Annotated in this window: 25 protein-coding genes; 6 read left to right on the top strand and 19 right to left on the bottom strand. The window is 42.0% G+C overall.

What is annotated here, in order from left to right; translation table 11 throughout:
• Positions 1–21 precede the first annotated feature (21 nt).
• A complete protein-coding gene (locus NSS87_RS19575) occupies positions 22–861 on the bottom strand; it encodes a DegV family protein (RefSeq protein ID WP_042189493.1) in 840 nt (279 codons plus the stop codon).
• Between the two features lie 171 nt (positions 862–1032).
• On the opposite strand from NSS87_RS19575, the gene NSS87_RS19580 reads away from it, so the two are divergent.
• Positions 1033–1257: a hypothetical protein gene (locus tag NSS87_RS19580; RefSeq protein ID WP_042189495.1), complete on the top strand. Its 225-nt coding sequence runs from the start codon at positions 1033–1035 to the stop codon at positions 1255–1257.
• A gap of 76 nt (positions 1258–1333) precedes the next feature.
• Here NSS87_RS19580 and NSS87_RS19585 read toward each other — a convergent pair whose 3' ends face one another.
• From NSS87_RS19585 to NSS87_RS19615, 7 genes are all read right to left on the bottom strand, one after another.
• Positions 1334–2569, bottom strand: a complete 1236-nt coding sequence (locus tag NSS87_RS19585; protein WP_042189497.1) for a tetracycline resistance MFS efflux pump — start codon at positions 2567–2569, stop codon at positions 1334–1336.
• A gap of 155 nt (positions 2570–2724) precedes the next feature.
• A complete protein-coding gene (locus NSS87_RS19590; protein ID WP_042189499.1) occupies positions 2725–3198 on the bottom strand; it encodes a MarR family transcriptional regulator in 474 nt (157 codons plus the stop codon).
• A gap of 201 nt (positions 3199–3399) precedes the next feature.
• Positions 3400–4047: an elongation factor G-binding protein gene (locus NSS87_RS19595; RefSeq protein WP_042189501.1), complete on the bottom strand. Its 648-nt coding sequence runs from the start codon at positions 4045–4047 to the stop codon at positions 3400–3402.
• Between the two features lie 228 nt (positions 4048–4275).
• Complete coding sequence (locus NSS87_RS19600) at positions 4276–5070, bottom strand: PHP domain-containing protein (RefSeq protein WP_339242170.1); 795 nt, start codon at positions 5068–5070, stop codon at positions 4276–4278.
• 34 nt (positions 5071–5104) lie between these two features.
• Complete coding sequence (locus NSS87_RS19605) at positions 5105–5938, bottom strand: energy-coupling factor transporter transmembrane component T (RefSeq protein WP_042189505.1); 834 nt, start codon at positions 5936–5938, stop codon at positions 5105–5107.
• Positions 5925–7673 carry an energy-coupling factor transporter ATPase gene (locus NSS87_RS19610; protein WP_339242172.1) on the bottom strand — a complete coding sequence of 583 codons (1749 nt, stop codon included), beginning with the start codon at positions 7671–7673 and terminating at the stop codon, positions 5925–5927. The genes NSS87_RS19605 and NSS87_RS19610 overlap by 14 nt, the downstream gene beginning before the upstream one ends.
• Positions 7666–8544: a cell division protein FtsQ gene (locus NSS87_RS19615; RefSeq protein ID WP_339242174.1), complete on the bottom strand. Its 879-nt coding sequence runs from the start codon at positions 8542–8544 to the stop codon at positions 7666–7668. The genes NSS87_RS19610 and NSS87_RS19615 overlap by 8 nt, the downstream gene beginning before the upstream one ends.
• A 180-nt stretch (positions 8545–8724) precedes the next feature.
• Here NSS87_RS19615 and NSS87_RS19620 point away from each other — a divergent pair, with 180 nt between their 5' ends.
• The gene (locus tag NSS87_RS19620; RefSeq protein ID WP_339242176.1) at positions 8725–9558 is read left to right on the top strand and encodes a MurR/RpiR family transcriptional regulator; all 834 of its coding nucleotides are present in this window, start codon (positions 8725–8727) and stop codon (positions 9556–9558) included.
• 106 nt (positions 9559–9664) lie between these two features.
• A complete protein-coding gene (locus NSS87_RS19625) occupies positions 9665–10339 on the top strand; it encodes an SOS response-associated peptidase (protein WP_042189511.1) in 675 nt (224 codons plus the stop codon).
• Positions 10340–10484: 145 nt separating this feature from the next.
• Here NSS87_RS19625 and NSS87_RS19630 read toward each other — a convergent pair whose 3' ends face one another.
• From NSS87_RS19630 to aroA, 3 genes are all read right to left on the bottom strand, one after another.
• On the bottom strand, positions 10485–11108 hold the full coding sequence (locus tag NSS87_RS19630) for a hypothetical protein (RefSeq protein WP_339242179.1): 624 nt from the start codon (positions 11106–11108) through the stop codon (positions 10485–10487).
• Positions 11109–11334: 226 nt separating this feature from the next.
• A complete protein-coding gene (gene aroC / locus NSS87_RS19635; protein WP_042189513.1) occupies positions 11335–12390 on the bottom strand; it encodes a chorismate synthase in 1056 nt (351 codons plus the stop codon).
• Positions 12391–12408: 18 nt separating this feature from the next.
• A complete protein-coding gene (gene aroA / locus NSS87_RS19640) occupies positions 12409–13755 on the bottom strand; it encodes a 3-phosphoshikimate 1-carboxyvinyltransferase (protein WP_339242181.1) in 1347 nt (448 codons plus the stop codon).
• A gap of 105 nt (positions 13756–13860) precedes the next feature.
• Here aroA and NSS87_RS19645 point away from each other — a divergent pair, with 105 nt between their 5' ends.
• Positions 13861–14757, top strand: coding sequence for a LysR family transcriptional regulator (locus tag NSS87_RS19645; protein ID WP_339242183.1), 897 nt, complete (start codon positions 13861–13863; stop codon positions 14755–14757).
• 42 nt (positions 14758–14799) lie between these two features.
• Here the strand turns inward: NSS87_RS19645 and NSS87_RS19650 are convergent, their stop codons facing one another.
• Both NSS87_RS19650 and NSS87_RS19655 read right to left on the bottom strand, forming a co-directional pair.
• Complete coding sequence (locus NSS87_RS19650; RefSeq protein WP_042189518.1) at positions 14800–15060, bottom strand: helix-turn-helix domain-containing protein; 261 nt, start codon at positions 15058–15060, stop codon at positions 14800–14802.
• 15 nt (positions 15061–15075) lie between these two features.
• Positions 15076–16068 carry a hypothetical protein gene (locus NSS87_RS19655; RefSeq protein WP_339242186.1) on the bottom strand — a complete coding sequence of 331 codons (993 nt, stop codon included), beginning with the start codon at positions 16066–16068 and terminating at the stop codon, positions 15076–15078.
• Between the two features lie 409 nt (positions 16069–16477).
• Here NSS87_RS19655 and NSS87_RS19660 point away from each other — a divergent pair, with 409 nt between their 5' ends.
• Positions 16478–17197, top strand: a complete 720-nt coding sequence (locus tag NSS87_RS19660; RefSeq protein WP_339242188.1) for a class I SAM-dependent methyltransferase — start codon at positions 16478–16480, stop codon at positions 17195–17197.
• Between the two features lie 83 nt (positions 17198–17280).
• Here the strand turns inward: NSS87_RS19660 and NSS87_RS19665 are convergent, their stop codons facing one another.
• On the bottom strand, positions 17281–17379 hold the full coding sequence (locus tag NSS87_RS19665) for a YjcZ family sporulation protein (RefSeq protein ID WP_231573297.1): 99 nt from the start codon (positions 17377–17379) through the stop codon (positions 17281–17283).
• Between the two features lie 354 nt (positions 17380–17733).
• Here NSS87_RS19665 and NSS87_RS19670 point away from each other — a divergent pair, with 354 nt between their 5' ends.
• Positions 17734–17913, top strand: coding sequence for a hypothetical protein (locus tag NSS87_RS19670; RefSeq protein ID WP_042189524.1), 180 nt, complete (start codon positions 17734–17736; stop codon positions 17911–17913).
• A 116-nt stretch (positions 17914–18029) separates the two neighbouring features.
• Here NSS87_RS19670 and NSS87_RS19675 read toward each other — a convergent pair whose 3' ends face one another.
• The 5 genes from NSS87_RS19675 to NSS87_RS19695 all read right to left on the bottom strand — a co-directional run bounded on the left by NSS87_RS19675 (position 18030) and on the right by NSS87_RS19695 (position 22691).
• Positions 18030–18887: a hypothetical protein gene (locus NSS87_RS19675; protein WP_339242192.1), complete on the bottom strand. Its 858-nt coding sequence runs from the start codon at positions 18885–18887 to the stop codon at positions 18030–18032.
• A gap of 353 nt (positions 18888–19240) precedes the next feature.
• Positions 19241–20005: a VOC family protein gene (locus tag NSS87_RS19680; protein WP_339242194.1), complete on the bottom strand. Its 765-nt coding sequence runs from the start codon at positions 20003–20005 to the stop codon at positions 19241–19243.
• A gap of 2 nt (positions 20006–20007) precedes the next feature.
• A complete protein-coding gene (proC, locus tag NSS87_RS19685) occupies positions 20008–20814 on the bottom strand; it encodes a pyrroline-5-carboxylate reductase (protein WP_339242196.1) in 807 nt (268 codons plus the stop codon).
• A gap of 18 nt (positions 20815–20832) precedes the next feature.
• Complete coding sequence (locus NSS87_RS19690) at positions 20833–21660, bottom strand: MetQ/NlpA family ABC transporter substrate-binding protein (RefSeq protein ID WP_076299273.1); 828 nt, start codon at positions 21658–21660, stop codon at positions 20833–20835.
• A gap of 11 nt (positions 21661–21671) precedes the next feature.
• Positions 21672–22691: a uroporphyrinogen decarboxylase family protein gene (locus NSS87_RS19695; RefSeq protein ID WP_339242198.1), complete on the bottom strand. Its 1020-nt coding sequence runs from the start codon at positions 22689–22691 to the stop codon at positions 21672–21674.
• Positions 22692–22710 lie beyond the last annotated feature (19 nt).

Below are 22710 nucleotides of genomic sequence, written 5' to 3' on the forward strand. Positions count from 1 at the left end.
ATAAACGCCCTCGGAGTCCTATTAAAAAGCAACACCAATTCCACCTTCACCCGCATAGGTTCCCATTACAGGTCCCATACTTGAGAGTAAAACTTCTTTGAACGGGTGCTTTTGTAAGATGCGTTCTTTAATCTCAAGTGCAAGCTTCTCACAATTACTGTGTACTATAGCGATAACAGCCTTCTCGTAGTCATGCTGCTTCTCATCCAAATGCGCAAGCAGTCGGTTTAATGCCTTTGGAAGACCCCGGGTCTTCTCCACTACCTCAACAGTACCCTCTTCGCTGATTTTAAGCAGTAGTTTGATATTTAGCACGGAAGCAACCGCTCCTGATATACGGCTTAGACGTCCGCCCTTCATTACATTCTCAAGTGTATCCAGTGTAAAATATGCGCGAACTTCATCCATTTGCTGAAGCACCTTGTCCTTCAGTTCCTGCAGACTTGAACAAGTCTGTGACCACTTCGCCGCAAGGCCCACGATCAGCGACAACCCGCCAGAAAAGGTCTTGGAATCTATAACCTCTATCGCATTGGTGTGTCCTTCTTCTTGGTACATTTCCATAGCGATCATAGCCGTCTGATAAGTGCTACTAATATTAGAGGACATACAAATGACCATAATGTCAGTACCTTCCTCTACTTGCCTGAATGTCTCAAGGAATTGGTTTGGACTTGGACTTGCCGTAGTAGGTAGCTCCTTGGATTCACTCATTTTAGCATAAAAGGTTTTCGTATCCGTATCCGCAGGCATTAACTCATGCCCAAAATGAACCGGTAGATGGACCACGGAAACATTATACTTCTCCATGTAGTCAAGGGGTAGGTCAGAACCGCTATCTGTTATGATCTTGATTGCCATAATATAAGTACTCTCCTTTCAATATCAGTACTATTATAGCTATCGCCAAATGAAATCTCCAGTAACCAATATAACTTGAAAAATCCTTCAATTTGTGCTTATGTCTTTCTTCCTTAACTTGTCCTAATATGATATGGTTTATGAATAAGCGTATAGAAATGGAGTGTATGTATGAGTAAGGGAAGAGTATGGAACCGAGGCAAGCATGATGGAACAGGACTATCAAGAAAAAAAAGCGTGGATCAAGAAGTTACAACATCTACTGAAACAGAAGCGACTGAAGCTTCAAGTGAACCGTCAAATGCCAGAATTGATACAGTTAAGCCGATGAATCGTACGAACTGGGTAACTCGTCCTGCACGGGTTATCAATAAAGATTCCAAAAACAAACAATAACTATGACAAATAGGGTTTCAGAACTTGTCCCAGAGTTCTGAAACCCTATTTTTATATGTTCTTAAACGTAGGTAGTTTACATAATTACATCCGGACGCTTATACAAAACGAGTATGGCTGCTGCTATAAGGATCATCCCCATAAATGCGGGTGCGGCATGGCCTAGTGATACATAAATCTGACCTCCAATGATAGGCCCAATCATTCTTGCTAAAGCCTGAATAGATTGGCTACCTCCTTGAATCCTACCTTGTTCACTAGAATCGACAGATTTGGAAAGCATCCCGTTAAATGAAGGCCCAAAAATCGAATCCCCAAAGCCAAATATAAACATTCCAGCGATAAAAAGAGGATAGAATGAGAACAACGCAGATAACGCAATAAAACTGTAACCGATAATTTCCGAAGCCATTCCAAGAATTGCTATACGTTTATCACTAAGCTTCTTCAACAGCTTTGGCATGATCAAACCTTGTGAGATGATGTCTTGGAGACCCATAATCGAAAACATAAGTCCGATTAGTGCAGGCTTCCAGCTGAAAGTATCCATCGTAAATTGAGAAAATACTGCCTGTAAAGATCCGTTAGGAATCCAGAGTAAAAACGCTGAGACTAGCAGCCTATTTAAGTTTTTCATGGAAAGTAAGTTTGCAAGCTGTGAAAATGGATTCAGTCTTACAAAGGTAATCTCCTTCAGTCTATTCTTCTTGGCAAGGCTCTCTGGCATAAAAAAGAATCCATAAACAACATTCAATAAAGTTATGATTGCTCCAAAATACAAGGGAACAGAATAACCAAACTTAGCAAGTAATCCGCCAATCGTTGGGCCAATGACGGTGCCAACACCTACAACTGCACTCACCCATCCGAAGTATTTGGTTCTCTGCTGCGAAGGAATAATGTCTGCAAAATATGCAAAGATCGTGCTTATGCTCCCGCCTGTTATCCCTTCGATTATACGTCCAGCAAATAGTACCCATAGAGCCCCTCCTATGCCAAAAACCAAGTACCCGACGGCGGAACCCAACAGGCATACTAAGAGTAATGGACGCCGGCCATATTTGTCGCTCAAAGCTCCAAGTACGGGGGCTGCAAAAAATACACAGACTGCATATACCGAGGTCAGCATCGTAACAACTATTGCTTGTTCTCCCGGACTGCTAGTATAAGGCTGCACTAAGAATGGGACGACAGGCATTATGATACTAAAGCCTATTCCGCAAAGAAACACAGAGATAAGACCGAATATTAATGCGTGTTTATCTACGGATTGTCCTGTGTTCTGTTCATTGTGTGATTTAAATATGGACATTTATGTTCACTCCTTAAAGTCACTGTTTTGATTCCTAGGAAACATGTTTATCGTATCGCCATTTTGTTTCCTTGTCAACAAAATAATAACAATAAAAATGCAGCCGTTCTCCATAGAGCACGACTGCATGTGGTTTCATTTTCATTATTCAAATTTTATTCCGATTTAATATCTTTACCCTGTTTCTTTATTTCCGCATCCAAATGACTACTATACTTTTCCACGAAACTAAGCATACTATCAAATTGTTCCTCGGTTATCTGCGCAAAGACGGCTTTATCCCGCTCTTGAAACTCTTTGTGAAGGTTCTCATGGATTTTATAAATTACTTTTCCTTGCTCAGTAAGCCTAAAATAGATTTCTTTTTTGTTATCCGACTTCTGGTAGCTTTCGATCAGGCCTTTTTCTATGAGTTTCTTAGTTAATTTACTTATAGCACCGCGAGTCATAAAAAAGGACTCCGCAAGTTTTGTTACGTTGGAATCTACATTTTTTTCAATGTATTCAATACAATGTACTTCGGAAGATGTATAACCCTTAAGACTTGCTTCCATCTTATCTTTGTTAAGCCAAACCATCTTATTATATAGGTCCCTGACACCCGTTAGGATCTGATCTTCTTTGTTCATGACCTGTCCTCCTACCCACTCTTGCATTAACAATAGTATATCACATTATTTTTTTGTTTCTATTTCAACAATATTCAAAATAATTAATTCAGAATTGAACGAACAGCAAATAGGGTTTCGAAACGGAAATCATTCGTTTCAAAACCCTATTGCTCTATAGTCTGAAGCTACCTACAAAAGCAGCCTTTGCTAATCCTAACATTATGCACGAGTGGAGAGAATGAATCTCTCTAACGCTGCTGTATCCGTAATCCTATGATTACATTCTTGGCTCTCTATGCAAATATATTGGCCAATGGAGGAGTAATCATCCGGCGAAGATTTTGCAAGCCTGGTCTTGACCGTAAAGAAGGCGAGCTGCTGCTGCCGATTACAGAACAGGCAATACCCCTTCTTGTTCATTGGTGTCATTCTACCCTCAATACCGATAAACTGCCCTTCGAACGGATATACAATAAATAGTTTATTGGTAGCAATATCTATCCAGCTCAAATATGTCATATATCGAAAGTCGATTGCTGATAAATCAGGTACCTTCAGCTTCTTATTCTTAGGGAATAACTTCTGAATCTGTTTCGGTGTAATCTGTGGAAAAGGTTCTAAATAAGGCTCTAATCCACTAAGATACTTCTGAAAATCGTATGCAGTCTCAAAGGCAGATATTTGTTGCAGCAACTGTTGCTGACTATCACTTAGTGTTGAAAAAGCTTCTAATACATTCAACGATGAACGATATCTTACCGTCTCCAAGACTCTTCGATCCGCTACAGTTCGCAGTGTTTTTAGAAGGAAGTCTGTTTGTTTTTTAATAAAATTATATTGATGGTTTCTAATAAATGGTGTATTCATTGCTCTTCAGCCCCTTATATTTTGAAATTTCATAAGGTGCAAAGCCCATTATTAGAAACGATAATATTTAGTTTGGGCGATCATCCATCCTATCGCACCTCACGCAAAGTATCGCCCTAATTTAGGCTTTGCGTGAGGAACTTCTAGCTAATGGGCAAACCAGCATTAGCACAGTACCACCTCCGATTACATTCACGAAAAAAGTATAACAGGAATGTTTGGAATCGGCTAGACCACGTTGCCAACCTCTGCATCATCTCTGGAAGGTGCTTCACCAATGAGCTGCTTCAAAAGTTTCTTCATCATGACCGAAGCTTTCACTTTGGTGTGAAGACAAGGCGAAAGCTCAATTTCGTAGTTTCCTTGCTTAACGGTTTCTTTCAATTCCTCAACCGTCGAGCAGGTAATATTCAACCGATTCAGAACACTCCCATATTGCAGACATTGATGACTATCACTACCGGCAATCACAGGTACACCAAGCTTTTCAGCAAATGGTGTGATCAGGTTCTTATAAGTCTCTGCCCCCTGCATGTAAATATCCTTTGCATTGAAATCAAAAGCATCTAATCTCCGAAGCAGCTCCGGGTCCAGTTGATGTAAAGGCGTAGAAGTACGGAAAGGATGAGCTCCGATTTTCCAAAGGTTATGTTCGTCAGCCATTTCCAGCAGATCCTTGAAAGGAATAAAATCCCCCTCCTGCGTATGTTCATCCAGTAAAGCGCGAACTGCTAGAACATTCTCCTTAAGACCGATCAGCAGGATATGACCTGTCTCCGCGATATCCACCTCCATACCTGGAAACAGTTTAAGTCCGTTTACATCATAATAATGTCCGTTATAAGGATAAGTCTGGTCCAGCGTCTCATACATCGCAAAGAAATTAGAAGTGTTAAAGTGCTCGGTCAAAGCTACTGCCTGTAATCCATTCGCTTTCGCCTCAAACATCATTTCAGCAAAATATTCAGGGGAAAAGGTCGATTTCTTAGATAATTTACCGTGGGTATGCAGATCAATATTCATGTCTAATTCGTCTCCTTTGAGCTTATGAGTGATGTTAATACACCAGTTTAGGGTAGAGGTAGCCGATCCAGAAAAGCAAAATAACATAAACGGTGGATCCGGATAAAAAGTACCAGTCGGACCGCTTCATTTTCAAATAAGATAACTTGATCTTCTTCACTTTCTTATTATTCAGACCGTAGCTAAATCCCCTAGTCTCAAGCGCCTCGATCGTAGTCCGGGAACGTTTAGCGGTGTTTAGCATGAGTGGATAAAAAGCCAGGATCACAATGCGCAAATAATACGTTGCTGTTCTCCAATACAACAAACCATGTTGCAGCGGTCGTTGCCCTCTCAGTCTGAAGGATAACAAAATCTGATGGAATTCCTCCAATAACGTAGGCAAAATACGATAACCATAAGATAAGCTGAAAGCAAATGTATCAGGAATCCCTAAGGATAGCAGGCCGTCGCTAAGTCTTTCCGGATCAAGACTGGAGAACACCGTAATACTCGCTAGTGATATCACTGAAAGCTTAAGTGTCAGCGTCAACATAGGCAGCAACGATTCAATTCCTCCGCCGAAAAAGAGAGACAGGATGAACATCCACCCAATTTGGCTGATTAATCCCAGACACAATATAAAAATAATGTATGGGCTGACTCGGGAGAGGACAGTCGTTAAGACCATAAGCACGAACATCCCTAAGAGAACTGTACGGTTATGTACAAACCAAGGCACAATGGCAAAGAACAAATACCAAAGTAGCAGCGTTCGCGGGTCGAGCCTCCCCAGAAAAGTACTGCTGCTGTTATAAGCAGTCCCTAAGAGTTCCAGTTTAATTTGTTCTACAGATATACGGTCAAGTGCCCGTTTAACGGCTTCCATGGATTGCAGTTACCTCCTTTTTCACTTCCACTAGACTTACGAATTCCTCTAAGCTGCTGCAAATTTCGGGCAAACCGAGCATACGACTCAGCTCCATCAATTGTGTCTGAGCCAGACCTGCCCTCCGTAATAGAAGTCCGTCAGCGAAGATTTCATCTTTCGTTCCGTCAGCAATAATCCTGCCTTGATGCATAACGATAATCCTAGTCGCCCATTCAGACACAAGCTGCATATCATGTGTCGCGATCACCACTGTCTCAACATGACTGCGAAGTGTATCCAGCACATGAACCATTTCTTGTTTGGTCGAAATATCTAGATTTGCCGTAGGTTCATCAAGCAGCATGACGGCAGGCCGAACAGCGGCACCTATGGCCAGCGACACTCGGCGCTGCTGACCTCCACTCAGGAGACGAGCGTCACGTTCTGCTAATTCACTGAGTCGGAATGCCCTCAGCATTTCTTTTACTCTCTCTTCCGTATCCGCTATCTTCCGCGCCTTCAAATAATAAGAAATTTCTTTGCGTACAGAATCCTCAATAAACATTTCCTCTGGATTCTGAAATACATATGCTACGGTACCGGAGAGACGCTCAGGTGGTAGCCCGTTCACGGTTATCCCCTTGACATTAATGGTTCCTGCTGTAGGCCTAACAATCCCAGCGATCAGCTTCATCAATGAAGATTTACCCGCTCCGTTGTTGCCAATAAGAGCGATAGACTCACCCTGCCGCAGATCTAACTGAACACCATTCAAGACTGGATGCTTCGTCTTATGAATCGTACGGTATGAGAGGTGTACATTCTCCATCTGAACGACACTCTTCTCTTCCCGAATTACAGTAAGGGACTGCTCCTTCATATAGTCAGATGGATCATTTCTCTGGATCGCATGCTGCCGTAATATCATGTGGGCGTTCCCTTCTTCAGCACTCAAGGGAAGGAATTGGGTTAGCCGCGCATCAGATTGCAACAGCCAAGCTGCCCGAGTCACATCGGGGGGATAAATGCCCAGCTCCAGCAGTTCTTTTACAGATGAGAGGGCTTCACGCACCGGCTTCTGCCAGCGCATTCTCCCCTTATCCATCAGGACAACATGCTTACAATAGTCTGCAATAAATTCCGCATGATGTTCGATCACTACAATGGTCTTCCCATGCTCCTCATTCAAACGGCGCAAAATATCATAGATATGGCGGGCATGCTGCGGATCCAGCTGAGCTACCGGTTCATCAATGACCAGAATTTCTGGATCCATCGCTAGTGCTCCGGCTAAAGCGAGCAAATGTTTTTGCCCGCCACTCAATTGCCAGATGAATTCATTTCTTAAATCACTAAGTCCGGTTAGTGCCAGTGCTCGCTCTCCCCGTTCCTTGTAATCGGCAAATCCATAATTGAGTGGCGTAAACGACACATCATCAAGAACCGTCGGACGCACCAATTGATTCTCAAAATCCTGATAAACATACCCTATATGCTTGGAAAGCTCAGCTACACTTTTCCCATCCGCCGGTTGTCCACAGATCGTCACCTCTCCAGTGAAGTCCCCTGTGTAATAATGAGGAATCAGGCCATTAAAGCATTTACACAGCGTGGATTTTCCCGAACCATTACTGCCGATAATAGCAATGAAATCTCCTTCTTCTAGCCGCAAGGATACATCTTGCAGTACAGGTTGTTCGGCTCCTGGATAAGTAAAGGTAACTCCGTTCAGTTCGAGTATTGAATTACGCATCTACTTGACCCGCTTCCTGTCTTTTACGTGCTGAACGCCGAATCAGGGATATAATCGCTGTTGCTGCAACAATTGCCGCTACCAGCATACTCAGCCAGATTAAGCTCTCTTCATTGGACTCTGCCCATGCAAACTCAAAGTCACCAAAGTTCCATCCGGATTCCGAGAGCAATTCCGATCCAAGCGCAACCATGACCAGAAGCGTTCCAAAAATGACAAGCTTAGGAGATAACCAAGCCCCTGTTGCATATTTCATGTTCCGTTCACGCGGCTTCATGCCAAGCAAAGGTTCGATTTTTCCATATAAACGTGGAACCAGATACATAGTTGGAATTAAGGCGAACAAGATACCGGAGAAGAGTACATCGTTCAAAAAGCCAACTCCCTCGATTACAACGATACTCTCTGCCAGACCTTTAACAGCTTCAAGTTCTTCTACACCCACCCATACTTTCACTATATCCACAACAGAGCTAAAGAACTGGTGAATCGCTACGCCAGTAATCGCCGCCACTCCAACCTGTCTACGATTCTTCGGGTCAGATACCATACGGCCAGCAGTATACATCGCCAGTGAGAAAGTGATGAATTTCTCCAATTCTCCCAGCCCACCAAATTGACCTAACATCAGTTCCCCGAAGATCACTTCACCTACAGCTGCCCCAATAGCCGCATACAATGGATGAAACAGCATACATAAGGTCAAAGGAATGAAAGCGAAATATTCAATCGATAATTCAATGGGGCCTAGTTTGATCCCAGGCACAAGCTCCGTAAACATATTGGACAAGCCATAAAGCGACATCGACAGTACAAAAATCATCATTTTTTGTGACTGGGTCAGCGTGTAGCGTGTTTTTATCGTACTCATGAATATTTGGCCTCCCTACAGGAATTTATCTTTATTATAAGAAGGTCATGTCAGCACAACTTTTACCAATTGTTAAATGGGAGTAATATTTTTTTCAGTATTTTTAACGTTGTAAAAATATTTACAACATCTTCGCACGTTATATTCTATTTATTACTTCATATTAGGAGGAATGAGAGAATGTATAAGGATTGGAATCGTCGCGCTTTCTCACCAAATCAACGAATTATTGCTGACTTCATTCAAAAAAATGAGCAACGTGTGGTCTACATGACCGAACAGGAAATGGCAGATGAGCTTCAATTAAGTATCGCCTCCGTCTCACGGTTCTGGAAAGCGGCTGGATACAAGCATGCCAAGGATTTCAAGAGCCGACTCCGTTTCCGCTTCGAGTCTACTCCTTCCATAAAAATGCGTGATGCCATGCAAAGATCGGATGATAGTTCACTCCCTCAAGTGCTGCTGGACAATTGCTTACATCATCTGCAAGAAACACGCCGCTATTTAAGCGACGAGGCGCTGCAGCGCGCAGTGGATGCTCTGTCGACAGCACGAATTGTGTATGTATATAGCCCTGGTCCATGTGCTGGACTGGCAGAGCTGATGATTTATCGTATGGCACGTTTTGGAATACAGATGAAAAAAATGGCCCCCAGCGGTCACGAACTGCTAGAGACCTTAATGCATGCTGATCAAAAAGATGTATTGCTTGTCTTTGGCTTCGTTCAACTGTTACCTGAAATCGAAGTGATTCTGGACCATGCACGTGAAGCTAATTACCAGGTCATCCTGATCACCGATAGACTCGTGTATCCTCGATCCCAAGATGCAGATATTGTACTGTATGCCGGAAGAGGTGAGGTTTGGGAGTTTCACTCCATGGTCGGTCCCACGTATATTATCGAGAATCTGATTCTTGGGGTAGGCTTAGTAAACAGGGAGAGTAGTCTGAGCAAGCTGGACAAATTGCAGCAGCTAAGGGCGCAATATGGAGGGAAGATTCCGAGGAGCTAGGTTAAGCTATAAAGAAACGGAGTGATTGCTAAAATAGGACTATGGAAATCATGAATAATTTACCTCCTTTTACAAACACTACGAAACAAAAGGAGGCTGATGTTTCATGTGTCAACGTTTTTCTCTGGCGGCCGAACTACAAGACATTAGGGATCATTTTGAAATCAAACGGGTGATGTACTACTATAAAGACCGCTATAATATTAGTCCCACACAGGATATGCCTGTCGTATTACAGCAGGATGGTGAGCGAATTCTGGATGAGTTCCGCTGGGGCTTCGTTCCTTATTGGGGTAAAGATGCGATCAATGCGGATCTCCGAAATGTGCATCAGAATCCAACCTATCGCAAGATGGTGGACAAGCAGCGCTGTATTATTCCGTGCAACGGATTTTACTATTGGAAAAAAGAAGGCAAGAAGACTTATCCCGTTCGGGTAGTCATGAATAACCGCAGTATGTTCGGAGTGGCTGGTCTATACGAAATTTGGCGGGATACGCGCGGGGAGCCTCTTCGCACCTGCTCTCTGGTCATGACAGATGCCAATCCACTGATTAGCGAATTTGAGAGCCGGATGCCGGCGATTTTGTCCCCACAGGATATCACTCGATGGCTTGATGAGGAGACAAATGATCTGGAAGCACTGAATCCGATTCTGCGGCCTTATTCAGCAGATGAAATGCAAGTGTACCCGGTCACACCAATGATTAGTAACAACAGGAATGACTCGGCTGATTGTATTCGGGAAATGGATCTGAACGAGTCCTGGGTAAAGCCCTGAAATAATAGCAGAATTAGATTAGAATACCTTAAAATGAAGCAGCGGTGCTAGGTCTGGAAACTACAGCCTTAACATACCGCTGCTTTTATTGTTACCGCTGAATATTGAAAGCAAGTAGCTGCTCGGCCCCCTATTCTTCTACTGTCTACTTGACGGAGAGTTCGGTTTCATATCGTTCAAGCTTTTCAAAAACACCGTCAACCCATTCTTGATCATCCCATATTTGTGGATTGTTAATCTTCCTTTCTGCAGGGTGACCCGTTGTGAAAGTATCTACACCATCTTTGTATCCAAAGTACAAATCAACAATTTCCAATGACTTGTTTGAAGATTGAACTAATAGTTTGCAAGTCATTCCAGACCCTTCGCTTGAAAAAGGTAAGCTTAAATAGTAAAGATTCTTATCAAGTTTTTTAAACACTTCTTCCTTAAACTCATTATCAAGGCCGAAATTCACACTACTGGCACCACTCAATTTCTGCTTCTGTGTCAATTCCAACATTTTATTTGTGAAATTAAGAAGATTTGCATTCGAGATATAGTTCTCAAATACTACAGTTTCTTGTTTTGCAACAGCTCCGGTATATAGATTAATGAAGGCTTTACCAAAGGTTACAATGGAATCATAATCATCTTCACGGATCTGATCTTCTATTATAGAAAATTTACGATTAGCCAATTCACTTAAGCTTTCTGCTGCTAATTTCTCTGACGGTTTAACAGATGCAAATAACATCAATACTACAATACCTAACGTGAATATTCTCATAAAACCACCTTTTTTAACCCGTTCTTAGTTTCTTTTTGAAATTTTACTGGTTCTCTGTCGTTGTTTATTAACGCCCCTCCTTTATTTTGTATTTTGTATGAGTTCTTTTCTGTTTTTCTAATTCCATAATATACTAAATGAGGTTTCTATATGGGGTGAAATCGATGCGTGAACAATAAAAAGCCCATTAGCGCAATATGTGCTAATGGGCTTTGCCGCTTTTGAATTATCCAAGCATAGCAGCTTGTCGTTTGTATTGATCCTCCAGTACTAAACAAGCCATAGCCTCTACGACAGGTACGATTCTCGGACAAATACATGGATCATGTCTGCCTTCGGTGCGTATCTCTTGTTCTTCCCCTTTGATGTTAGTCGTTTGCTGTGGCACAGAGATAGACGAAGTAGGCTTTACACTGATCCGAAATACGATTTCTTGTCCTGTGCTAATCCCCCCGATGATTCCTCCGGAATGATTAGTTAGAAAACCATCGCTATTCCTCGCATCATTATGCTCACTCCCCAGCATCGTTGCTGCTTCGAAGCCAGCTCCAAATTCTATCCCTTTAACAGCGCCAATGGACAGCATAGCTTTCGCCAGCTCTGCATCCAATTTATCAAAGACCGGCTCTCCAAGACCCGGAACCACGCCACGAATACGGCATTCTACAATGCCACCACAGCTATCCCCAATCTCGGCTAACCCCTCAATTTTTTTAATCATTTTGTCAGCTGCAATTGGATCACAGGCACGGACAGCGTTTTGTTCAATCACACCCTCATCGAAGGATTCACATCTTATGCCTCCGATTTCTTGTGTGTACGCTACTACCTGTACGCCTCTTCTCTCTAACAACTTACGAGCTATCGCACCTCCGGCCACTCTTGCCGCAGTTTCTCTACCTGAAGCACGTCCGCTACCGCGATGATCCCGAATGCCGTATTTCTCTAAATAAGTAAAATCGGCATGGCCCGGACGAAAAGCGTCCTGGATCTCACTGTACGCTTCTGGTCTCATATCGTGGTTTTGAAGAACTACAAAGAGCGGTGTACCTGTTGTTTTCCCCTCAAATACTCCAGATTGTATGTGGACAACATCATATTCTTTACGAGGAGTAGTCACTGAAGATTGGCCCGGTTTTCTCCGATCCATCTGTTTCTGTATATACGCTTCGTTAATCTCGACGCCTGGTGTTACACCATCCACTATGACCCCTACCGACACACCATGTGACTCACCAAAGGTTGTAATTTTGAACACTTCACCGAATGTATTTCCTGCCATTATATATGCACTCCTTATTTAGTATTGGACCTGTACGCCTAACGCTGACAACCGGTCAAAATAATCTGGACAGGTCTTTGAGACACAACCAGGGTCGATAATCTGAATATTTTCAATCTTCAAGCCGATTAAAGAAAGCGCCATAGCCATCCGATGATCGTCATGAGAATTTAGTAAAGCTGGGAGTGGCTGGCCCGGATATACCGTTAGACCATCCTCAAACTCTTCCACACGTATTCCGAGCTTACTTATTTCTTCACATATCGCGGATATCCGATCACATTCATGATGTCTGATATGTGCAGCATCCTTTAGAGTGATTGGTCCATCTGCAAAAATAGCCATAGCAGCCATTGTTAGTGTTTGATCCGACCACTTCTTCATACTCACTGTGAATCCACCCTTAAGCCGTGGGACACCTTGTACTTCAACAAAGTTCTCCCCACGAACAACGGTACAGCCCATTACCTCCAGAACGTCTAAGAACTCGATGTCAGGTTGACTTGTATTGCTAGCATTGATCCCTTCAATTCGTACACGTCCTGCCGTAAGTGCAGCTACCGCCCAAAAGTAACAGCATGTGGATACATCAGGCTCTAAAGTGATCGTGTGACCTTGATACTTTCCTGCAGGAACCGTTATCGATTGACCGTCCTGAGATACTTCTGGTTTTACACCAAAGGAGGTCATCATAGTAAGGGTCATCTCTACATAGTCTCTTTGCACAACTTCTCCATCAATATACACGGTTACCGGTTCTTTGGCATACGGTGCGGCTAGCAGTAATCCACTTATAAATTGACTTGAAGTGGAGCCGGGCAGGGTTGCCTTTCCTCCTTGCAGACCTTTTGCCTCTAATGTAAAAGGTAAACAACGGTCGGCTTGTTTATACTCAAATTGTGCACCCAGGGTTGTTAATGCATTGAGTAATGGCGCGAGTGGTCGCTCACAAAGCCGTTTACTTCCATTCATTGTCCAAGTGCCAGTTCCTGCCGCGAGTGCAGCCGGTAAGAATCTCGCAACCGTACCAGCCGCTCCTACATATAGCTCACCAGTCGGATTCGGCCAGTTGCCGCCACATCCATCAACAACAGCTGTCTCTTCTTCTATCACAACGGGAATCCCCAGTTTCTTTAATGATTCAATACACCAGTAAGAGTCATCACTTCTTAATATTCCCTTTATTTCTGAACGTCCATCAGCTAAAGCAGCGATTACCAAGGCCCGATTCGTCAGACTTTTGCTTCCTGATATGGTTATCGTTCCATTGATTACCGCTTTCGCTGGGCTAATCTTCACTATGTGTTTATCGCTATTCGTTGACCATGGAGAACGTGCTTCTAAGTCCGGTTGATTGGATTCCACTTCATCCACCCCTTTGAATTATTCCTCTAGCCTGATTATAATGAATGAAATGAAATAAATGAAATTGGATTTTCACTATAATGATATAGAGGTGATCTATACCACATGTTCAACTTGGAGTGGTATCGTATTTTCTGGCAAACGGCACGTCATCGAAATTTAACAAAAGCTGCAGGGGAACTACATATTACACAGCCTTCTGTGAGTTATGCCATTAAACAAATGGAAGAAGCCTTAGGACTGAAGCTATTTCACAGGCTGTCCAAAGGTGTAGAGCTTACAGAAGAAGGACGAGCGCTATTTGAATATGTGGAGCAATCCTTTTCCATGCTGGATTCTGCACAGAAGCATCTGCAGAGCTTGAAGCAGTTAAATGAGGGAGAAATACGAATCGGAGCCAGTGATTATCTGATCAAGCATCTTTTGTTGCCGCAGTTGAATACCTTTCATAGCACATACCCAGGTATACGAATTCGTCTCTCTCATGGGAAGACGCCAGACATCACTAAGCGTTTAAAAGATGGTGAGATCGACTGCGCCTTTGTCCATATGCCGCTTCACGATCCACTGCTAAATATACAGAAGCTGGCTGTGTTAGAGGATTGTTTTGTAGTAGGTGAAGCCTATCAAGAATTAGCTAGTCGTTCACTAACCATGAGAGAAGTATCAGAGCTGCCTTTAATCCTATTTTCTCAAGGGAGCAGCACTAGAGTATTTGTTGAACAATGGTTTGCGACTAAGGGATTATCGGTAATTCCAGATATTGAATTGGGGAGTATAGAACTGCTAGCAGAGTTCGCCAGATTAGGGTATGGGGCAGCTTTTATCAGCCGTTCTTTCGTGCAAGAGGATCTTCACAGTGGAAAGCTTCATGAGTTGAAGTTAGAAGATCCGCTTTTACCTCGCAGTATAGGTTTTGCAGTACGACGGGATCGAAAGCTGTCTGTTGCGGCTGAGCAATTTGTTCAGATGATTGGGGCACGGCTATCTGAGGGTTTATAATTCTTTGACTAAAAAAAGCAAAAACACCGGGAATCCCGATGTTTAATTCATTCCTAGAGCTTCTTTAATTTGCGGGATAGATAAACCGTTTGTTTTCATCTCTTTGATCCAAAGAATGCGTGCGACGGTTTCCTCTCTTTTATATCTGCGTGTTAAATTCTCCTCGGCCTGTTCAAAGGGAAGCATGCCTTCTTCTGTGTAATGTTTGAGTGTACTATAACGAGAGTTTGTGATTCTTACCAATTCACCTATAGATACATACTCTGAAGCCAAAATATTCTCCATGGAACGTTGTCTAGACATTGATTACCAACTCCTTTACAGCGGGCGCTTCGGAACAAGACGCACACCTTGGATTGGCACTTTCATCATTACAAAATGCGGGATCGCATCGTATAACAAATTATCAATTTTAAGGGTCGCAATCGATCCTCTCTCCATCACCTTAACTTCATGTCCATAGGACAATAATCTTGTAATAACTGCGTCTAGTCTTTGATTAGAATTATCAAACCAAGACTCTGTTTCTATAAAGACAGCTCGCGATGGCTCTAGGGCAGGGAATACAAGATTGATGCTACTACCGATAAAAGTCTTCGCAAACTTTGTCTTCAATTCTAAAAAGCGTTTGATTCCCAGCTCAATTCCATGGCGAATTTGTATTGGAAGCAATGCCTTTGCCCATACATTACTTTGGTATAGAACATGTAGTTTGATATTTACCTTTTCTATTTCATTTAGCGAGAAGAAATCATGCATGCATCCACATTCACGAAGCAGCCACAGCATACAAATGACCTCATCCGTTACTGAACCCTCTTCCAAAATCTCTGCGCGAATGTTCTCTGTAATGCTTGAGTACGCCTCCATATTACTGCGATACGCTCTAACTTCAACTTCGGCAGTATCAAAATACATATCGCTCCCTAACAGACTTGGGATATCTTCAAGCAAATCCATTGCTTTAAGATAATCTGAAATCGCGGTCTCGAACTTTTTTAATTGTTTGTTAGACAGCATGGAGGCCTTTTTTACCCACCAATTAAGATCACCCTTCACTTCAGCATGTTTATGAAGCAAGGGCTGTAGAACCGTTTCTTTATAAAGTGTTGAATGAGCTTGATCCAATCCTTCCTTGGGCAAAGTTAACTTGTTCTCTATTTGCGTAAAACATCCCTCTAAGTAAAGCTCCAATATAACCGCTGCTGCCATACAGCGTAAAGACACTTTCTTGACAGTAGTCATATGAAGACTTCTCTGTGCATTAAGCGCGATCACTGAAAAACTTGGTGCTAATTTTAAATCCATCATAACCATCCACCCCTATCCATAAATTCGTATTTACTGGATGATATTTATTCCGTATGGTGAGCGTTTTGATTTACTTACTACTTACTACTTACTACTTACTACTTACTACTTATCACTTACAATACTCTACATTTACATTATTTTCAAGTGTTCTTGAATAAATTAAATAAAACCCCAACTCGTAATCGGAGACTACTAAAAGAACGGACATTCATATCCTTTTTAGCAAAAAAATCCAGATCGTCAAGCAATTACGCACATTGCTTGACGACCTGGATTTTAACTTAAAAATAAACCAACATTTTCTTTTTATGTATGTTCTTAAGTCATTAATATTTAGCACTGCGGTACAAAGTTATTTTTTTTTCATACTATAAAATAAGACCCGCAGTGAAAGGAATTTACACTCATGGAATATTTGAATATGCTTGCTAAATTAGGTGTTGGAAATGCTCATCCTGGAGGGTTTACTGCAACTTTAAAGCAGTTTGAACAATATCCGCTACCACCTGCTTCCCAAATCCTTGAAGTTGGTTGTGGCACTGGCAGAACATCTTGTTATTTAGCTGCACAAGGTCATGATGTAATAGGTATAGATATTCACCCAGATATGATCTCAAAAGCAAAAATACGGGCTGAAAAAGAGAATTCTTTAATTCAATTCTTAGTAGGTGACGCAAGTTCGCTTCCTTTTCCTAACGAGTCATTTGATGTGATTCTTGTTGAGTCTGTATCCATTTTCACTGATACAGAAAAGGCATTTTCGGAATATTATAGGGTTTTGCGGACTGGAGGCAAGCTTTTTGATAGAGAAATGATTCAATATAAACCTATGTCTACAGAAATCAATCAAGTGATTAGTACATTTTATCATGTTGAGAATCTATGGGACTTTAATAAATGGTCAGCATTAGTAAACACTATGGGATTTTATCATTCACAGATAGATGGTCCCTTCTTGTTTCCTAAATCAAGTGAGGATCTTACAGAGCATCCAGACCATTATCAACAAATGGATACTGATTCCTTTCTTGACCACACGATTTGGGAAGTGATCAGTAAGTACAACAGTATAATGGACCGTTATCATGAATACATCGGATTTATTCTCGTTATTGGAACGAAATAAAGGATTGGCATGTCCATCAACATTTGCAAAAAAAGAACAATAGCCTTGGAACAGTGGCTATTGTTCTTTCTGATAGCCTGCTATTATACAAAGAAACAAGCAGATAATATAATTACCAATAAGATATAAAGAACCAAAATTTCTCCAGTAGAAGTAAATCTGCCTCCAACTCCACCGCTCATTGATTATCCCTCCCTTTTACTTCCTAAAATATAATATGCGCCACTATTCTAAAAGTATGGACTATCACCTAATTAACCGAAGGAAAAACACGGCACGTGCTGACAAACAAAAATCACATTCCCATCGATATTAAACATTATAGATTAAGGTTAGTCATTGGACATAAAAAAGACTTGCTCGAAGTAGCGATGCCCGACTTATCATCTATCTTAAGGCTGAAGCTAGCGTCCTCTGACTCTATTACAGGCACTCCGTATATCGATATCGAACCCCAATGTTTAGCGGTGGTTGCAGGATCGGAGACATGGAATATAGCGTGTACGATTTCAACATGCCCAGAAGGTTGAGGGTGGATGGATCTGGACGATGTTAATCTCTCCAACCTCATTCGTCTCTCACATGGGAAGACACCTGAGATCACTAAGCATTTAATAGATGGTGAAATCGACTGTACCTTTGTACATATGCCTCTTCACGATCCACTAAGACAGAAAGAAAGCTATCCGTTGCGGCTAAGCAATTCGTTCAAATGATTGGTGTAAGGCTATTTGAGGATTTCAAATGAAGGAGGATTCCCAAAAGCGATACACATAGTTATACTCGAACGTACCATTTTTGCGATAAGTGTATGCGTCTGATGCAACAGATATTAACGCTCCCATCCATTTGGATACCACTTGTCCCAGAAGGCATGAGCAGCTTTCTTGTAGTCTTCGACATTCGTGATTCTTGAATAGTCTCCGCTATAAATCTGATACTTGAAAATAACTTTGGGCTTCTCATCTTCATCCAAAGCATCTATATATGGATCGTAATTGTCAAGCATAACTCCAATCAACCCCTCGTAAGTACCAAAATACCCTCTATTCTTATGATCAACTATATAGCTATCCATATCAAAATTACCCTTTTCATAAAACATGTAATCCACCGAAAACTCTATTTCTTTATGAGCACTATCCGGGTGAGTTTCAAAGTACCTAATAAGCGCTGAGATAATTTCCCCCTCTGCTAACCAGTTTTTCTCTAGTTGCTTGTCGATGTCGATGCGATCATACATCACACCTAAGTGCAAGTCGGTAGAACTGTCCCTAATAAGTACTGGTCCTGAGATATTTTCAGGATAGATACCTTGATATTTATTAAGATGATTATCTGGGTTGTACTTCTCTAGAATATTGAAAACTTCTTGTCTCAGTTCGAAAGCATCATTATTGAAGTTATCTTCAAACTTGCCTGTTTCCAGGCGCTTCTGGATTTGAATAGCTAAGCTAGGGTCTCTCTTGTCAAAGGCCTCGGCAATAAGATCTCCTGTTTTAGTACCGTGAGCATTATTTTCATACTTTTCGTACCACACATCAACTTCTCCAATTTGGAGACCATATGTCTGCTCCAGATAGGAAGTAACCTCAGCTTTCTCTTTCGAATAATCTGGTTCTTCACTAATCAAACTGCATCCCGAAAGAATAAATAAAGAAATAAAGAATACTAGTACTGCTCTTTTCACACAAACGACCCCCTAGAACTTTTTGACCTCGCTGACCCACGTCACTAAAACTTTCCTATTTTCAACACTGTTTCCGGAAACCATTTCATAACTAATATTCCCAATTTCCACAATTAACCATTATTATAAATATTCACAAAACGTTATACAACCACTTTTATGAACAATTAAAATCTGAAAAACACCGGATCTCTCCCACAAATGCTCATAGTGTATTTACCCTCTTGACCCTTAGAAACGCGCAAGACATCCTCTTAAGCAAAAATGCCAGACCACCAAGCAATTAAGTACATTGCTTGGTGGTCTGGCTTTGTATTTAAAAAGAAATCAAAAATGTAAATATGCTACTTCCTTTAAACAAAAACATACTCCCCGTCACCGATCTGAACCGTCTTCCCTTTCAGCGCTAACGAATCAGTCTCAAAAATCACCTGCTTGAACTGGTTCTCATCCCCTTGCACGAAAGCAAAAGACTTATCTCTTATCGCAAGTTTGAAGGTACCGTCCCCTGACTCTGCTACAGGCAATCCGAATATCGATCCCCAATGTTTAGCGGTAGCTGCAGGATCGGAGACATGGAATACAGCGCGCACGATTTCAACATGACCTGCAGGATGAGGCTGGATGACTCCAGACGATGATAATCTCTCTAACCTCTCTGCATCTGTCCCGCTCCATTGAATGATGAACGGATAGACTAGGCCTTGAAAGTCACCACCGATAGTCATCATGCGCCACTCGATTAATCTTCCCTCGTTATCTAGACGCTTCCCATCGATGATTGGAGATAGTGATAAACCCGCTGCTTTCAGGGAAGCCGCTACTTCTTCAATATCATCTGTCCGGATGACTACTCTGCTTAAGACTTCATGCTCCGGCAGAAGTTTTACAGCGTCTTTCACCACTAGATTATGTTCAGTTGCCTTTGCCAGCTCAAGATTCTCAATGCTCAGAAATTCGAGATAGGTTAGCCCGAAATAACTTAATGCGTTATAGGTTCCCCAATCTTTATGAGAACCTCCCTTAAAAGCAACCAAATCATGAGCTCTAAAGATTTCAACCGGTTTAGACAGATCATTGACGTAGTGTACTAAGTGATCCCATTTCACTGTTGCCATGATTACTTCACTCCTAGCTCAGTAGTACGCTTCACAGCTGCCAGAACACTTCTTTGCAGACCTGCTGCGAAATCACTGTTATTTAATTCGTACAAGCCATGCATCCCAACTCCGCCAGGTGAATTATTAATATCAAGCAGCTGTCTTGGATGCAGCCCTGTCTGCTGCAGCATAGCTACCGATCCCATCATATTCTCCAGTGCAACATTCCAGGCTTGCTCACGCGGCAATCCGGCAAGCACACCTGCATCTACAAAAGACTCAATGAAATAATAAATATAGTTGGGGCCAGCCACACCAAATCCAGTGAAAATATCCATGAATGTCTCATCCAGATATTGCACTTTACCAAATCCGAGTAAGAAATGCTCCACTTGATCACGGCTAGCGTAAGCATTTAATGCTACACCGCTATATCCGTAGCCTGTATCCGTCAATGTATTTGGAATGACACGGATAATGGACCTCTCAGCTCCAAAATAACCTGCTAATTGGACATTCGTCACACCTGCCACAATCGATACGATGACTGCGGTAGGTGAAGCGAATTGTTGTACGATTTGTCCAAGTGTAGTTAAATCATCCTGTGGACGCACCGCAACCACAATCAGATCTGCAGTAGATAGGCTTTGCTCCTGTGAGCTCTTCGTATCTATTCCGTATTTGGTACTCAAAAACTGAAGACGAGCTTCATTAATGTCAGATACACTAATTTGATCTACCGACAGGGTGTTATTGGATATACATGCACGAATGATCGCTTCCGCCATCTGTCCTCCACCAATAAAATGAATCTTTTCTTGTGTCACTTGCGTTCACTTCCTTACTTAATTGTTGTCCCATGCTTCAGGCAGAATGAAACCATCATATTTCTCTATTCCACGAATATATTCTTCGAACTCTTTAGATTCATAAGCTGCTTTCAAGTCTTTCGCCCACTGTGTATTTTCATCCTTTTTATTAACCGATACGATAATTCTGTGTTCCATAGGCGTATTTTCGATTTTCAAGGCATCCGTAATCTTTCTGTCTGAATTAGCAATATAATTCCCGTTTACAACGCCGTAATCAACATCTTGCAGTGAAACTAGGATTTGAGCAGGGTCCAATATTTTAATATCAATGTTATATTTATCCGGTTCCATGCTGTTGATGTTAAAATCAGCTACGCCTGCGCCATCTTTAATCTTGATCCAACCCAATTCTTCCAGGATACGCAGTGCACGCTCTTGGTTCACCGGATCATTCGGAACAGCTACGGTTGTACCATCTTTAACATCGTCAAGTGTAGTATGATTTACGGAATAAAGACCTTGTGGTGCACCAGGCGCATAAGCAATTCCTACCATGTCTGCTTTGATTTCTTTGTTGATTGCCTCCATGTATGCTGTGCTTTGGAAGATACTTGCGTCAATGGAGCCTTCCTTCATCGCAGGATTGACCTGCATGTTTTGCGAAAAGGACTTAATTTCAACGCTATAGCCTTGTTTCTCTAGGATTGGAAGGATCGATTGGCGGAATTGCTCCTCATAGGTTCCCACACCAAATCCAATGGTAAGCTTCTTCTTATCTCCAGAATTATCGGATTGACTATTCCCGCAAGCCGTCAACACCGCTAGAACCCCTATCATCAACACTACTATCAACTTTTTCATAACTTCATCTCCTATTCAAATATAGATTGTTTTAGCTGTGCTAACGCCTCATCCGTCACATTAAGTGGGATAGCGCAATTTGGAGAAAGAATAAAAGGCTGGTCTTTCATTAATGTCAGTGCTTCTTTAGCCTGCTGCTTAATTTGTGCGATATCGTTTACAGCGAACAGCCCATGATCGACGCCACCTACTTTAGTAGCTTTAAGATCCGCCTCTAAACCAGGGTTCCCCTCGGCTACAGTATCCCAGCTGATTCCATCAATTCGATAATCATTAAATTTCTCAGGCTGGGCATAAGCCCCACAAGTATGAAGAATGTTTTTGCCGTAGCTTGCAGCTTCTAAGACAATAGAGTCATAAGGTCTGGAGAACTCGTCAAACATGGCTTCATCAAATAATCCTGGGTGAGCGGTGCCTGTCACAGCGTAGAACAAACCGTCAGAACCCACTTGCTGCAGCTCTTGTACATAATCGGCTAAGGTTAATGAAATCGCATGTAACGCATGGTGCGCTGCCGCACGATGCTCCTTAAATAACGACTCCAAAGTTACCGGATGCTCAATGCCAAACACTGTTTTTGTAACATAAGCAGAACGTCCTACAATAAATAGCAATACAGTCAATGGAGAGAATACCGTTTGGATTAGTGGGGTATCAGGTAGTCCTTGACGAATTTTTCTAACACTCTCTAAGTGTTCGGCCAAGGAAGCTGTATGCACCGCCTTTTTAACTTCGATATCCCATAGATTAACCGCTGATGGAATTGCTGTTGTTTGCTGCCTTGGAAATACAGTCTGATAATCCGTAAAATCATATTGATTGCCCCAAGCTTCCGCCAAATAAGTTGCTCTAGGATTGATCTTGACCCAGTCCCAATCATATTGTTTCGTAAAAGAAATCGTAGTTTGCGCTAAATCATCTGCAGTTTGTTCTTTGTCGATAAAATGTCGCCAACCACTTACAATTGGGCGATCTGCCTTTTCTCCAGATAATATCGCTTTAAATCGATCTTGCTTGCTCCATTCACTCATCTGCCAAACTCCCTCCCGG

The sequence above is a fragment of the Paenibacillus sp. FSL F4-0243 genome (genome assembly GCF_037963295.1).
GTDB lineage: Bacteria > Bacillota > Bacilli > Paenibacillales > Paenibacillaceae > Paenibacillus_AQ.